The organism is Polynucleobacter sp. MWH-UH2A (assembly GCF_018687195.1).
Lineage (GTDB): Bacteria > Pseudomonadota > Gammaproteobacteria > Burkholderiales > Burkholderiaceae > Polynucleobacter.
Genome location: NZ_CP061321.1, coordinates 930696 through 945658, shown reverse-complemented (window position 1 = coordinate 945658; position 14963 = coordinate 930696). Strand labels below are relative to the sequence as shown.

Sequence of the window (14963 nt, the reverse complement as noted above, 5' to 3'; positions counted from 1 at the left end):
AGTCTCAAATAGTGATTTTTATGGGTTGAAGGTTCAATTTTAGCTTTTTTGACTAGCTAATTGCCCGACGAATCTCATCGGGAGCGGCCTTTCCGCCCTTCCCAATGCTCTCAGAATCATGTTCTGTCGTATTTTCAATTGTTTCTGGAGCGGCTTCCAGCATGCGGATATTGTCTTTAGGGCAGATTGGCGCCCCATAACTGGCCCATTTCTTCAATAATGTGACCTCATAACCACATTGCCCGCATTTGGCCTTACTTCTACTGGCATTGCTAGGCCTCGGTGGCGGAAAGACAATCGCATTATGGGGGTATGGGCCTAGCTCCTGACTAATCATCATCAGCTTTACTGTGAGTTCTTCTGTAGCATGCGCCATTCTGGCTGGACCCTCTAAGCCCACTGTTTGCGCAATACCCTTGAAATCCTCGCCGTGTCCGCTGAAGCAATCATCCACCGCATGACAGAGCTCGTGCACCAAGGTGTCTAGCAACTGCACTGGTTCATCCAGCTTTGGTGATATAAAAATCTCATTCACACCACCCCCAGATCGCTCACGAGGCCAGCATTGCCCCAAAGTGGTTCTTGGGCTACTAGATGCAGGGAATCCACAGGAAACTCTCACAGGAGGAATTGCATATCCCGCTTTAGAAAAAATGGGTTCTAAGTGCTTAACGGCATCCTCTAGCCAGGCTTCGCGTACTGAATGTTGCTTCATTATTAGATATAAATTGTCGGGGTTAAGGGAGTAACAAATCGGAAACCGAATCAGAAACTAAATCGAAAATTGCGATCATACGCCACCAAAAGTAGAATACCTGAATGAAAGATCTTGAAAGCCTGAGCGCATCCCAGGCGGCCAAAAAATTAGCCAAACGGGAAATTAAAGCAACTGACTTGTTGCTTGCCTGCCTAGATCGAATTGGGCAGCGTGAGAGCGCACTTAAGGCCTGGGTCAGCCTAGGCAAAGAAAACGCCCTAGCCCGCGCCAAAGCTCTAGACAAGGGTGCCATTAAAGGTCTATTGCATGGGCTACCCATTGGCGTAAAAGACTTATTTCACACCCACGATCTACCCACCAGTTATGGGTCTCCCATCTACGCTAGCAATTACCCCAGCGCCGATGCGGTATCTGTAGCGCTCATGCGCCAATCTGGAGGCATCATTCTCGGAAAAACCGTAACCACTGAATTTGCCTCTTTTAAAAGCGGTCCAAGCACCAATCCCCACCACCCTCAACATACACCTGGTGGATCTTCCAGTGGTTCCGCTGCTGCGGTTGCGGATTTTATGATTCCGCTAGCTACTGGCAGTCAAACTGCCGGCTCAATTATTCGCCCAGCTTCATTTTGTGGGGTTGTGGGCTACAAACCAAGCTACGGGAAAATTAGCACCGCAGGGGTCAAGAGTCTAGCTCCATCACTTGATACTTTAGGTTGCTTTGGTCGAACTGTAGAAGATGTAGCACTTGGGGTAGCAGCGATGAGTGGCGATCATGATCTTGCCAAAGTCATTGATCTTCACAACAAACCACGCATTGGGATTTGCAAAACGCCTGAATGGCAGTATGCCAGTTCAGAAACCCGTGGAGCAGTTGCATTAGCTCGCTTTAGCGCAGAAGCATTTGCTAAGGGCCATATATTAGATATTGAACTCCCTGCAGAACTTCAACCTATAACCCAAATACAAACGCGCATCATGCTTAGCGAAATGTCGCGTAGTCTTGCTTTTGAACGAATGCAATTTCCTAAGAAGCTCAGTGCGATGATTGCATCTCAGATTGATCAGGGCGCAGCAATTCCATACAGTCAGTACAAGCGTGACTTAGACCAAACCAATATCGCCAGAAGAGTAATGCAAAGTCTCTTTGATGAAAGCGTCGATTTAATCATTGCGCCAAGCGCCATTGGGGAAGCGCCTTTACTTAAGGATGGAACTGGCGACCCCTTATTTTGTCGGTCATGGACCTTGCTGGGACTTCCTTGCATCAATCTCAATATCTCCACTGGCCCGAATGGCCTACCAATTGGAGTGCAACTCATTGCCGCTTACGGGCAAGATCAATTTTTATTAAGTGCGGCAAGAGCGCTTGCGCTGGCATTACCTGATCCCGTGTTACGGGATCAGGCTTAACTCATATTAATCTAAGGTAATGTTGGCTGATTTAATTACCTTATTCCAGTAAGGCAACTCTTTCTTGACAAGCGCTTCCGTAGCCGCAGGATTTTGATAGCGTAATTCAACACCAGCCGCATCGGCACGTTCTTTCACCTCTGGCAAGGCTAGACTCTTCTTTACCGAGTCAGTTAGCTTAGCAACAATCGGTGCCGGAGTGCCAGCCGGTGCAAATAATCCAACCCAAGATTCCAATTGAAAAGATGGTAGACCCGCTTCAGCCGTGGTGGGCACATTAGGCATTCCAGGATGGCGATTCTTACCAGTAACTGCCAAGCCTTTTAACTTACCGCTTTGAATATGCTGCATCAATGATGGTGGAGTAGAAATAAATACCTGCACCTGTCCAGCCAAAACATCCTGAATAGCGGGGCCAGATCCCTTGTAAGGAACGTGGACCATATCTACACCGGTAGTCTGCTTAAACATCTCAGTACCAATATGCGATACCGAACCATTACCCTGTGAGGCGTAATTTAATTTGCCTGGGTTAGCCTTTGCATAAGCAATAAACTCTTTGAGGTTATTCACTGGAACAGATGGATGCACTGCAATGACATTGGTAGATACCGTGAGTAGCGCAATCGGAGAGTAGTCTTTAACCGGATCCCAAGGCAACTTATCCATTAACGCAGGATTACCAACGTGATACCCAGAATAAGAAATTAACAAGGTATAGCCGTCTGGTTTTGCTTTGGCAACATATTGATAAGCAGTGTTACCGCTAGCACCAGGCTTGTTATCCACCACAACTGGCTGTCCAATAACACGGGTAAGCGGCTCGCTTAACAGGCGAGCCGAAGTATCCACTAAACCCCCGGGTGGATTTGGCACCACTAAGACGATGGGTCTATCTGGGAACGTCTGGGCATTAGCAAAATTCAGCATTGCCAACATACCAAGAAACATCAATTTTGTTATCACTAAAAATTTACTCATTTGATCTCCATGGAAATTCATATAACTATTTAGCGCTGCCCTACTTTGACATCACCGAAAACGGATTGCGCTTCACGGGGCAAACAGCGCCAGTAGCGTTCATTTGCTTTGACGGTAGCACCAAGTGCAGCAGCAGCCTCCCACCCCCAACGTGGCTTATACAAAAACGCACGGGCTAAGGCGATTAAATCCGCATCACCGGCTTGCAAAATAGCTTCGGCCTGCTCTGGTTCAGTAATGAGTCCAACTGTCATCGTCGGCAAACCAGATTGATCTCTAACAATCTTCGCAAACGGCACTTGATAATTTGGACCAATAGCAATTTTTTGTTTTGGTGAAATACCGCCAGAAGAAATATGCACAAAGTCACAACCCAGTGGTTTGAGACGTTTAGCAAACTCAGCGGTTTCTTCTGGAGTCCAACCACCTTCGATCCAATCACTAGCTGAAATACGAATACCTAAAACGCCTTTATAAGCTTTACGGACAGCAGCAAATATCTCCAGCGGAAAACGGATTCGATTTTCAAAAGAGCCACCATAAGTATCAGTACGTTGGTTAGCAATCGGTGATAAAAATTGATGCAGTAAATATCCATGTGCACCATGTAACTCAATACCATCAATGCCAATACGATCGGCACGCTGAGCCGCTTTAACAAAGGCATCAATGAGCGAACTTAATTCCTGAGCAGAAAGTTCGTGGGGCATACGCTCGCCATCTAACTGAGAAATTGCCGATGGTGCCAAAGTTTCCCAACCTCCTTTATCTACAGAAAGAAGCTGTCCGCCATCCCAAGGAGTAGCGCTAGATGCTTTACGCCCTGCATGTGCCAACTGAATAAAAACTGGGGTAGCGGGCGCCAGCTTTCTGGCACGACTCAATTTATCTTGCAATGCAGCTTCGGTTTTGTCATCCCACAAACCCAAACACGCGGGTGTAATGCGTCCCTCTGGAGTAACACCAGTAGCCTCAATAATGAATAAGCCTGCGCCACTATTGAGTAGATTTCCCCAATGCATTAGATGCCAATCTGTCGCCTCGCCATTAACGGCAGAGTATTGGCACATTGGTGCCACCACTATGCGATTTGCCAAGGTTAAAGGGCCACGCGGGGATCCTAGGGTGTAATTAGAGAAAAGAAGGCTCATGGGTATTAAAAGTCTAAATATGGGGTCAGAATACGAAATTCGCCGTAAAGCGATAAAATAACAAAAAAGAATAAACGAGACAGAAAAGTCCTGCAGATCCTTGGTCTGAATGGCTTTTTTACCCAAAAAACCCTATTAATTACTAAAAATCACTATGAATGCACCGCAAGCCTTTGAATCAAAAGAAGATATTGGCCACTATGTAGGCGGCTCCGTCGTTAACCCAAAAGACGGTCGTTTTGCAGATGTCTACAACCCCGCCAAAGGAGCCGTTGCTCGCAAAGTTGCTTTAGCCAGCCGCAAAGAAGTGGATGCTGCAGTAGCCGTAGCGCAAAAGGCATTCGAAAGTTGGAGCCAAACAAGCCCTCTCAGACGCGCACGCATCCTTTTCAAGTACCTCGAACTACTCAACGCAAACCGTGATGAATTGGCAGCAATGATTACTGCTGAGCATGGCAAAGTATTTACCGATGCTCAAGGTGAAGTGACGCGCGGCATTGAAATCCTCGAATTCGCAACAGGCATTCCCGAGCTCCTTAAAGGCGACTACACCGAACAAGTTTCGACTGATATTGATAACTGGGTAATGCGCCAACCATTGGGTGTTGTTGCTGGCATCACTCCATTTAACTTCCCTGTCATGGTTCCCATGTGGATGTTCCCAATGGCAATCGCATGCGGCAACACCTTCATCCTCAAACCCAGCCCAACTGATCCATCTGCATCGCTCTTTATGGCTAAGCTACTTAAAGAAGCAGGCTTACCAGATGGCGTATTCAATGTGGTTCAGGGCGATAAAGAAGCAGTTGATGCTTTGATCGAGAACCCAGATGTGAAGGCAATTAGCTTTGTTGGATCCACTCCAATTGCAAACTACATCTATGAGCGCTGCGCTCATTTTGGTAAACGTTCCCAAGCACTTGGTGGCGCAAAGAACCATATGGTCATCATGCCTGATGCGGATATTGATAAAGCAATTGATGCCTTAGTTGGTGCAGCCTACGGTTCTGCTGGTGAACGCTGCATGGCGATTTCGGTAGCTGTATTGGTAGGTGATGTTGCTGAAAAAATCATGCCGAAATTGATTGAGCGGACCAAAACGCTGAAGGTCAAAAATGGCATGGAACTTGATGCTGAGATGGGTCCTATCGTTACCAAGGCGGCTCTTGAGCGTATTACTGGCTATATTGAAAGTGGCGTAGCTTCTGGTGCAAAACTATTGGTAGATGGCCGTGGCTTCAAGGTTCCTGGCAATGAAAGCGGCTTTTTCTTGGGTGGAACCTTGTTTGACAATGTCACCCCAGATATGAAAATCTATCTCGAAGAAATCTTTGGACCAGTACTCTCCTGCTTACGCGTAGCTAACTTTACAGAAGCCCTGAATCTAGTTAACTCATGCGAATTCGGCAATGGTGTTGCCTGCTTTACCAGTGATGGCAATATCGCCCGTGAATTTGCACGTCGTGTACAAGTTGGCATGGTTGGTATCAACGTACCTATTCCAGTTCCAATGGCATGGCACGGCTTTGGTGGCTGGAAGAAATCCCTCTTTGGCGACATGCATGCTTATGGCAAAGAAGGTGTTCGCTTCTATACCAAGCAAAAGAGCGTGATGCAGCGTTGGCCTGAAAGTATTGCCAAGGGCGCCGAGTTTGTAATGCCAACCTCTAAATAACAGGCTTCGCTTCTAACCATAGAAGCGAAGGGCAATAAAAAATGGCGATCTACGGATCGCCATTTTCTTTCGGAAACAGATGCAATTACTGCAGAGTATTTTTAAAAGCAGGAATAATCGGCACAGCCATGACCTCAATTCCCTCTTCCCTCAAGGACTCAGCTTCATCCAAGGTGGTTTGCCCACGAATACTTCGCTCAGGAGCCTCCTTGTAATGAATCTTTCTGGCTTCTTCGGCAAATGCTGTACCAACATCCTCTGATTTACCCATCAGCTCTCGCATGCCTTTTAAGAAGGCCGCCTGAACCTGAGCTTCAAGTTGAGAATGGTCATTACCAGTTAAGGCAACGACTTCACCCGCCCCAGAATCAGGCTTTATATCTTCAGAATTAGCAACTACTACAGAAGAAGATTTAGCAATATGCGGGGCTGAAGGCATGCGGGTAATTTCAGTGCTATCACATACAGGGCAGGCGAGCATACACTTGTCTTGCTGAGCAAGACAATCCTCTTCCGAGGCAAACCATCCTTCAAAACGATGATCTAGGGGGCAAGCTAGGTTGTAGACTTTCATAAGAGCTAAATGGGGACAAAAGTGCCAAATTCAATACCCCTATTTTAATAGGATTCGAGATGACCCTATTAATACCCTATGAAAGCACTTGAGCCTGAACCAGTCCCCGGCGATAGCGGTCCAGCCAGTATGCAGAAATGGTGGTTTTTACATCTGTTATCTCGCCTGACTCAACCCATCCAAGCAACTGCTCTAAAGGTGCCGCAAACACATCCAAGAACTCTTCATCATCTAAACGACTTTTACCCGGCACCAAATCTTCCGCAAGATAAATATCAATCAGCTCCGTGGAATAGGAAATTACCGGATGAATACGTCTTATATAGCTCCATTTCTTAGCGGTATAACCCGTCTCTTCCTCCAGCTCACGTTGTGCACACAAGAGATGGCCTTCACTTGGTTCTAGCTTTCCAGCGGGGATCTCAATACAAGCTTTTGCAATGGGATAACGATATTGGCGCTCTAGCAATATTCTGCCGTCATCCAATATTGCGACAACTGCTACTGCACCAGGATGCGTTAGATACTCTCGCAATGCAGTATTGCCATCAGGCAGACGCACTTGATCACGCTTCATATTTAAAAAGATGCCGCCATAAACATCTTCTCCATTAATGCGATCTTCACGCAAATGCGCATCACCGCCAGGCAAATCCTCAAATGTTTTTTCAGTCATCTCGTTTTGCTAAATCGTATAGTCCAAGTGATCAGTATTAATACATTTCATCATCACAGCATAGCAAGACTCTATGTCGCGATTATGTTGGATTAATGGTAACGAATTGCAAATAATAAAGGCCCCCTCAGGAGCCTTTATTGATCAATGCAACATGCATTATGAGCCAAGCAAGGTGCGACGCATTGCATCCAGACAAATACTCATCAGAGTTGCTGGAACCATGCCTATAGCAAGCACTAAAATCGCATTGAGACTTAATACCCCTTTAGCGAAACCAGAACCAGAAACGCTGTGCTCATGAGCCGGCTCATCAAAGTACATTACCTTAACGACTCTGAGGTAGTAGAAAGCGCCAATCAGGGAAGCGATTACAGCAATAATCGCTAAGAAAGTATGTTCTGCATCAACTAATGCCTCTAGTACACCCAATTTAGCTGCAAAGCCAACAGTTGGTGGAATACCTGCTAATGAGAACATCATGACCAAGCCAATAAAGGCAAACCATGGATGCTTCTTATTTAATCCCTTGAGGCCTTCCAATGTTTCGCAGTCATACCCTTTACGAGATAACACCATCAGGAGACCGAAGGTACCCAATGTAGTTAAAACATAAGTAATCGCATAAAACATCGATGCGCTAAATGCATGATCGTCAAATACAGACAACATACCAAGCAAGACAAATCCCATTTGCGCAATTGCTGAATAAGCTAACATGCGCTTCACATTGGTTTGTGCGATGGCTGTCACGTTGCCCACAACTAATGAAAGAATCGCCAAGAGAACCAACATAGGCTGCCAGTCGCCCATTAATGGCAACAAGGTATTTACCAATAGTCTGAATAGCAATGCAAAAGCGGCCAACTTAGGTGCTGCGGCAATCATTAGCGTAACCGCTGTTGGTGCACCTTGATATACATCAGGAACCCACATATGAAATGGCACTACACCCAGCTTGAATGCCAGACCAGCAACGATAAAGACTAAACCAAATGCCATTACTAAGTGATTAACGCGTGGGTCTGCAACTGTTTTAAAGATCTCAATAAGATCCAAAGAACCAGTTACACCATAGAGCATAGACATACCGTATAACAAGAACCCAGAAGCAAGAGCGCCCAAGATGAAATACTTGATGCCCGCTTCTACACTCTTCTCACTGCTGTGACGCATTGCCACCAATGCATACATTGGCAAAGCCATCAACTCTAAACCGAGATAGAGAGTTAGTAAATTTGCGCCGGAAATTAAAACAAACTGACCTAACAAAGCCAATAAGATCAGAACAATAAAGTCAGGACGGAATAAAGCGCGATCTGATAGATATTGTTTTGAGTAAATCAAGCTTACAAACACTGCTCCGCATGAACAAGCCTTGAGCAAGTTAGATAGTGAGTCAGATTGGAATAATCCATTCATTGCCACCAAGGAAACATCACTCAAGCGGCCGATGAAAGCCAAAAAGAGATAAGCCAAAAGGATTAATGAGAAAAAGTAGACAAAGCCTACGCCACGTGGCGTATGAAATATATCTTGCTCCACGCCTGGTACAGACTTCACTTTTTCACGTACAAAAACGCTAGCTACCAGCAATACGCAAGTAGCAAGTAGTAGAACCAGTTCAGGCAGGACGGCGTATAGGTCGAATGCTTGCATTTGCTTTTACTCAGAGTTTGCTAACAGCAACGTGCTGCAGCAGATTAATTACGGCTGGATGAATGATGTCTGTAAACGGCTTTGGATAAACACCCATGCCAATAACGCAGACCGTTAATACAGTCATCATGAAATATTCGCGAGCATTGAGATCTTTCAACTCTTCAACGTGCGCATTATGAATGGCACCAAAGAATACGCGCTTCACCATCCACAAGGAATAAGCGGCGCCTAAGATCAATGCTGTTGCTGCGAGAATACCGATCACAAAGTCATAATCCACGGCAGCCAAAATCACCATAAATTCACCAACGAAACCAGAGGTGGCTGGCAATCCGCAATTCGCCATTGCCATGAGAACAGCAAATGCAGTAAATGCTGGCATACGATGCACAACACCACCGTAATCAGCGATTTGACGGGTATGCATGCGATCGTAGAGAACTCCGATAGATAGGAACATCGCTCCAGCTACAAAGCCATGCGAAATCATTTGCACGATGCCACCCTCAATGCCCAGAGGACTAAAGAGGAAGAAGCCAAGAGTAACAAAGCCCATATGCGCAACTGAAGAATACGCAACGAGTTTTTTCATGTCCTTTTGCACCAGCGCTACTGCACCAACATAGATAACTGCGACTAGTGACAAGAAAATGACAAATGGGCCTAAGTACTGACTTGCGTCTGGTGCAATCGGCAATGAGAAACGTAAGAATCCATATGCGCCAAGCTTCAACATAATGGCCGCCAAAACTACAGAACCGCCAGTTGGAGCCTCTACGTGAACATCTGGCAACCAAGTGTGCAAAGGCCACATTGGAACTTTGACAGCAAAGGCCATAAAGAATGCGGCAAATAACAAAATTTGCTCAACAATATCTAGGCGCGCATTTTGCCAAGCCAAAATATCAAAGGTATTTGTGACGTTATAGAGATACAACATCGCAACCAAGGTCAACAAGGAACCTAACAGCGTATACAAGAAGAACTTGAATGCGGCATAAATGCGGTTGTGACCACCCCATACACCAATGATGATGTACATCGGAATCAACGTTGCCTCAAAAAATACATAGAACAGCAGCGCATCTAAAGCAGCAAATACTCCAATCATCAGTCCAGAGAGAATCATGAACGATGCCATGTATTGTGAAACTTTGGTATCAATAACTTCCCAAGCGGCGATCACAACAAAAATGTTGATGAAAGCGGTCAATACGATGAACCATACTGAAATACCATCAATACCGAGGTAATAATTGATGTCGTAGCGCGGTATCCAGCTAATCTTTTCCACAAACTGCATGCCAGGATTAGCAATATCAAAATTGATAACCAATGGTAGGGTTGCAATAAATCCGATGATAGAGCCAACGAGCGCTAACCAACGCACTCCAGCTGATGGCTTTTCAGACCCATAAAACAAAATAATGAGTCCAAAAATAATTGGGGTCCAGATGGCGTAAGAAAGAATCATATTGGCTACTTAAATAACAAAGGCCTAGCGAACAAAAGGCAGGTAAGCATACAAAACCCAGGCTAGTAATACCGCTAAGCCCGCAATCATTGCGAAAGCATAGTGATATACATAACCGGATTGCAGATGACGAATAACTCCAGCAAAGCGCCCTACTGTGTGTGCGCTGCCGTTTACCAAGAAGCCATCAATGACTTTTTGATCACCACGATGCCAAAGAATCCCGCCAATCCAAATGAGTCCCTTAGCAAATACCGCTTGATTGAAATCATCTAAGTAGTACTTGTTATCAAATAGCTTTTTGATCGGCGCAAATGTCTGAGCAAACTTAGTAGGCAAGCTAGGAGCCCACAAATAGCCAATTGCAGCAGCCAGTACACCCAGCACAACCAAGCCCAATACAGGCGATGTAAAAGCATGAATTGCCATGGCAACTGGACCATGGAACTCTTCAGTAAGCTCTTTCATTACAGGGTGACGAGCTAAATCAATAAAGATGGAGTCGCCAAAATAAGTGCCAAACAACAATGGAGTGATGGTGTAGAAACCAATAATCACTGATGGGATAGCCAATAGAATTAATGGCAAAGTGACAACCAATGGTGACTCATGTGGTTTCTGGCCAGGCGCCAAACCATGATGAGTGTGATCGTCGCCCTGCTCCGCATGGTCATGATGGTGATCATGAGAATCTGCATGCCCCCAACGAGCCTTACCATGGAACACCCAGAAATAGAGACGGAATGAATATAAAGCTGTAACGAATACGCTCGCCATTACCGCGAAGTAAGCAAAGCCTGATCCAGGAATATGGCTTGCCGCGACCGCTTCAATAATCGAGTCTTTTGAATAAAAGCCCGAGAAAAACGGCGTACCAATCAAAGCCAAGTTACCAACTAGCATCATGAGGCATGTAATAGGCATGTATTTCCACAAGCCACCCATTTTGCGCATGTCCTGCTCATGGTGCATGCCCAAAATCACACTACCTGCAGCAAGGAATAATAAGGCCTTGAAGAACGCATGCGTCATCAAATGAAATATCGCTACCGGATAAGCAGAAACGCCAAGCGCAACTGTCATGTAACCCAACTGCGAAAGCGTGGAATACGCAACAACGCGCTTGATATCGTTTTGCACGATTCCTAAGAACCCCATAAACAGCGCCGTGATAGAACCAATTACCAAGATGAAGCTCAGAGCAACATCTGAAAGCTCAAACAATGGAGACATACGTGACACCATAAAGATGCCGGCTGTAACCATGGTTGCCGCGTGAATCAAAGCAGAAATTGGTGTTGGACCTTCCATCGAGTCAGGCAACCAAACATGTAATGGAAATTGTGCTGATTTGCCCATTGCACCAATGAACAAACAGATACAGGCAACAGTCAATAGATTCCAGCTAGTGCCAGGCAGAGTCTGTGCTGCTAATGCCGTATTTTGAGAAAAAATGACGTCATATTGCATGGAGCCTGTGCTCGCCAGCAATAAGCCAATGCCCAAGATAAATCCGAAGTCACCAACGCGATTCACCAAGAAAGCTTTCATATTGGCAAACACGGCTGATTGACGTTCAAAGTAAAAACCAATCAATAAATAGGAAACGACACCCACTGCTTCCCAACCGAAGAAGAGTTGCAATAAGTTATTGCTCATCACCAACATCAACATGGCAAAAGTGAACAAGGAGATATAGGAGAAGAAACGGTTGTACCCTTCTTCGCCATGCATGTAACCAATCGTATAAATATGCACCATCAGTGACACAAAGGTCACCACGCACATCATGGTTGCAGTCAATGGATCAATCAAAAAGCCAATATCCAAATTGAGTTCACCCAACTGCATCCAGTGATAAACAGTGCCGTTGAAGTAGAAGCCATCCATCACTTGGGCCAATACATTGCATGACAAAGCAAATGCAATCGCTACACCCAAAATAGTCACAAACTGGCAGGCACCATGACCAATTCGGTTACCGCCCAATTTAGTGCCAAAGAAACCAGCAATCATGGAGCCAAACAATGGCGCCAATGGAATTGCGCAGAGAACAGGAATAGTTAAGGTCAATTGCATGACTAGCCCTTTAGGTGGTCAAGATCTTCGGCATTAATCGTGTCTACCTTACGGAAGAGCACTACTAAGATTGCCAAGCCGATCGCCGCTTCAGCAGCAGCCACAGTCAAAATAAAGAATACGAATACCTGGCCAGCCATATCCCCCAAATAATGAGAGAAGGCAACAAAATTCATATTGACCGAGAGAAGCATCAATTCAATGGCCATCAATAAAACGATGACATTTTTACGATTCAAGAAAATACCAATTACGCTGGTAGCAAATAGAATAGCGCTGAGCACTAAGTAGTGAGCAAGGGTGATAGTCATTTCTTCTCCCCTCTAGCATCTTGCTTGGCATTCATTTCCGCATCCATTTTGACAATTCTCATTCGATCAGCCGCAACGACATTGACCTGTTCATGAATGTTTTGTGATTTGGAGTCTTTACGGTTACGCAATGTAAGAGCTACCGCAGCAATGATAGCTACCAGCAAAATCACCCCAGCAACCTCAAATGCATAGACATAGTCACCAAAAATAAGCATGCCTAAGGCTTGTGTATTGCTTGCCATAGCCTCTTCAGGCATTAACTGAACCGGTGCATTGGTGCCAATAAAGCTTCGAATAATGACAATGGAAAGCTCTAGGACAATGACAGCACCCATCAAGAATGCAATTGGTAGGAATTTCTTGAAATCGCGACGTAAGTGCTCAAGATCAAGATCCAACATCATCACCACAAAGAGGAACAGCACCATGACAGCGCCAACATAAACCAAGATCAAAGCCAAACTCAAAAATTCAGCCTTGAGTAGCATCCAGATTCCAGAGGCACAGAAAAATGCAAGAACCAAAAATAAGGCTGCATGAACAGGATTGCGAGCAGTAATCACGCGCAATGCCGAAATCACTAGCAAACCAGCGAAGCCATAAAAGAACATGGCAAATAAAGTAGATGGATCGAATGTCATAGTTTCTTTTGCTCGACTCGATTAACGATAAGGCGCATCAATAGCGCGGTTAGCGGCAATATCTTTTTCATACTTATCGCCTACAGCCAAAAGCATTTCTTTTGTGAAGTACAAATCGCCGCGCTTATCGCCAAAATATTCAAAAATATTGGTTTCAACAATAGCGTCTACTGGACAAGCTTCTTCACAGAATCCACAGAAAATACACTTGGTTAAATCTATGTCATAACGAGTTGTGCGACGGGTACCATCATCGCGCTCTGCTGTTTCGATGGTAATAGCATAGGCTGGACATACTGCTTCACAGAGCTTGCAACCAATGCAACGCTCTTCACCGTTTTCATAACGACGCAATGCATGTAAACCGCGAAAGCGATTAGACAATGGCGTCTTTTCATCAGGGTATTGGACCGTGATTTTGGGTTTAAAGAGATAACGACCGGTAATCGACATACCAGTCAAGATGTCTTTCAACATCAAGCTATCGAGGAATTGGGAAATTTTCTTAAACATGATTGATCAACTTATTTCCAAATATTCCATGGGGATACCACCCATGCGCCGATAACCACCACCCAGAATACTGAGATCGGAATGAAGATCTTCCAGCCCAAACGCATAATTTGATCATAGCGATAACGTGGTAATGTCGCGCGCAACCAAATAACGCAAGATAACAAGAAGAACGTTTTGCCAAATAACCAGAAGAATCCTGGAATGTCACGCAATATGGGCAAATCAACAATCGGCAGCCATCCACCCAAGAACATGATTGAGGCAACCGCAGCAATCAAAATCATGTTGGCATATTCAGCCAAGAAGAACATGGCAAATGACATGCCAGAGTATTCAACCATATGGCCTGCAACAATCTCTGACTCTCCCTCAACCACGTCAAATGGATGACGGTTTGTTTCAGCTACGCCAGAAATAAAGTAGATCAAGAACATCGGCAACAATGGCAACCAATTCCACGACAAGAAGTTAAGACCCATTTGAGCAAAGTAGCCTTGCTCTTGAGACTCCACAATCGCGCTCAAATTTAAAGAGCCGGATGTCAGCAATACAGTAACCAATGCAAAGCCCATCGCAATTTCATAAGAAATCATTTGCGCTGATGCACGCATTGCACCGAGAAATGGGTACTTAGAGTTGGATGACCAACCAGCCAAGATGACGCCATAAACACCAATTGATGAAATAGCCATGATGTATAGGAGACCTGCATTGACATCGGCCAACATCATCTTCGCCTGGAATGGAATCACTGCCCAAGCAGCAAATGCTGGAGCAATCACCATTACCGGTGCAATGAAATATAAAACCATACTGGCCTGCGCAGGAGAAATAATCTCCTTCATCAACAGCTTTAATGCGTCAGCGATTGGTTGTAATAAACCTAGAGGACCAACTCGATTTGGCCCAAGACGAATATGCATCCAGCCAATTAATTTGCGTTCCCACAAAGTTAAATAAGCAACGCATCCGAACATTGGCAAAACAATAATCACAATTCGAACCAAAGCCCAAACCAATGGCCATAAAGACCCAAAAATTGCTTCGCCTTGAGTAGTAACGAGGTTTAAGAAATTTTCCATCTCGTTCC

Annotated in this window: 14 protein-coding genes; 2 read left to right on the top strand and 12 right to left on the bottom strand. The window is 45.1% G+C overall.

The annotated features are described in order from the left end of the window. Positions 1 to 52: 52 nt before the first annotated feature. Positions 53 to 715, bottom strand: coding sequence for a SprT family zinc-dependent metalloprotease (locus IC571_RS04980; protein ID WP_215317699.1), 663 nt, complete (start codon positions 713 to 715; stop codon positions 53 to 55). A 104-nt stretch (positions 716 to 819) separates the two neighbouring features. On the opposite strand from IC571_RS04980, the gene IC571_RS04975 reads away from it, so the two are divergent. Beyond that, positions 820 to 2130, top strand: coding sequence for an amidase (locus IC571_RS04975; protein WP_215317698.1), 1311 nt, complete (start codon positions 820 to 822; stop codon positions 2128 to 2130). Positions 2131 to 2136: 6 nt separating this feature from the next. Here IC571_RS04975 and IC571_RS04970 read toward each other — a convergent pair whose 3' ends face one another. Continuing rightward, entirely contained in the window at positions 2137 to 3069 is a 933-nt protein-coding gene (locus IC571_RS04970) for a Bug family tripartite tricarboxylate transporter substrate binding protein (RefSeq protein WP_371742910.1), read from the bottom strand. A 71-nt stretch (positions 3070 to 3140) separates the two neighbouring features. Continuing rightward, entirely contained in the window at positions 3141 to 4262 is a 1122-nt protein-coding gene (locus IC571_RS04965) for an NADH:flavin oxidoreductase/NADH oxidase (protein ID WP_215317696.1), read from the bottom strand. A gap of 154 nt (positions 4263 to 4416) precedes the next feature. Here IC571_RS04965 and IC571_RS04960 point away from each other — a divergent pair, with 154 nt between their 5' ends. Beyond that, a complete protein-coding gene (locus IC571_RS04960; protein WP_215317695.1) occupies positions 4417 to 5937 on the top strand; it encodes a CoA-acylating methylmalonate-semialdehyde dehydrogenase in 1521 nt (506 codons plus the stop codon). Between the two features lie 85 nt (positions 5938 to 6022). On the opposite strand, the gene IC571_RS04955 is transcribed toward IC571_RS04960, so the two are convergent. The 9 genes from IC571_RS04955 to nuoH form a co-directional block, all read right to left on the bottom strand. Continuing rightward, on the bottom strand, positions 6023 to 6511 hold the full coding sequence (locus IC571_RS04955) for a DUF1178 family protein (RefSeq protein WP_215317694.1): 489 nt from the start codon (positions 6509 to 6511) through the stop codon (positions 6023 to 6025). A 76-nt stretch (positions 6512 to 6587) separates the two neighbouring features. Beyond that, entirely contained in the window at positions 6588 to 7187 is a 600-nt protein-coding gene (locus IC571_RS04950; RefSeq protein WP_215317693.1) for an NUDIX domain-containing protein, read from the bottom strand. A gap of 159 nt (positions 7188 to 7346) precedes the next feature. Further along, a complete protein-coding gene (nuoN, locus tag IC571_RS04945; RefSeq protein ID WP_215317692.1) occupies positions 7347 to 8846 on the bottom strand; it encodes an NADH-quinone oxidoreductase subunit NuoN in 1500 nt (499 codons plus the stop codon). A gap of 10 nt (positions 8847 to 8856) precedes the next feature. Further along, positions 8857 to 10323 (bottom strand): NADH-quinone oxidoreductase subunit M, encoded by a 1467-nt coding sequence (locus IC571_RS04940; RefSeq protein ID WP_215317691.1) that lies wholly within the window; start codon positions 10321 to 10323, stop codon positions 8857 to 8859. 24 nt (positions 10324 to 10347) lie between these two features. Further along, positions 10348 to 12402 (bottom strand): NADH-quinone oxidoreductase subunit L, encoded by a 2055-nt coding sequence (nuoL, locus tag IC571_RS04935; protein WP_215317690.1) that lies wholly within the window; start codon positions 12400 to 12402, stop codon positions 10348 to 10350. A 2-nt stretch (positions 12403 to 12404) separates the two neighbouring features. Next, positions 12405 to 12713: an NADH-quinone oxidoreductase subunit NuoK gene (gene nuoK, locus IC571_RS04930; RefSeq protein ID WP_114638655.1), complete on the bottom strand. Its 309-nt coding sequence runs from the start codon at positions 12711 to 12713 to the stop codon at positions 12405 to 12407. Beyond that, on the bottom strand, positions 12710 to 13357 hold the full coding sequence (locus IC571_RS04925; RefSeq protein WP_215317689.1) for an NADH-quinone oxidoreductase subunit J: 648 nt from the start codon (positions 13355 to 13357) through the stop codon (positions 12710 to 12712). Before IC571_RS04925 ends, nuoK begins: the two co-directional genes overlap by 4 nt. 21 nt (positions 13358 to 13378) lie before the next feature. After that, positions 13379 to 13870 (bottom strand): NADH-quinone oxidoreductase subunit NuoI, encoded by a 492-nt coding sequence (nuoI, locus tag IC571_RS04920; protein WP_215317688.1) that lies wholly within the window; start codon positions 13868 to 13870, stop codon positions 13379 to 13381. An 11-nt stretch (positions 13871 to 13881) separates the two neighbouring features. Then, positions 13882 to 14955: an NADH-quinone oxidoreductase subunit NuoH gene (gene nuoH / locus IC571_RS04915; RefSeq protein ID WP_215317687.1), complete on the bottom strand. Its 1074-nt coding sequence runs from the start codon at positions 14953 to 14955 to the stop codon at positions 13882 to 13884. Between the last annotated feature and the right edge of the window lie 8 nt (positions 14956 to 14963).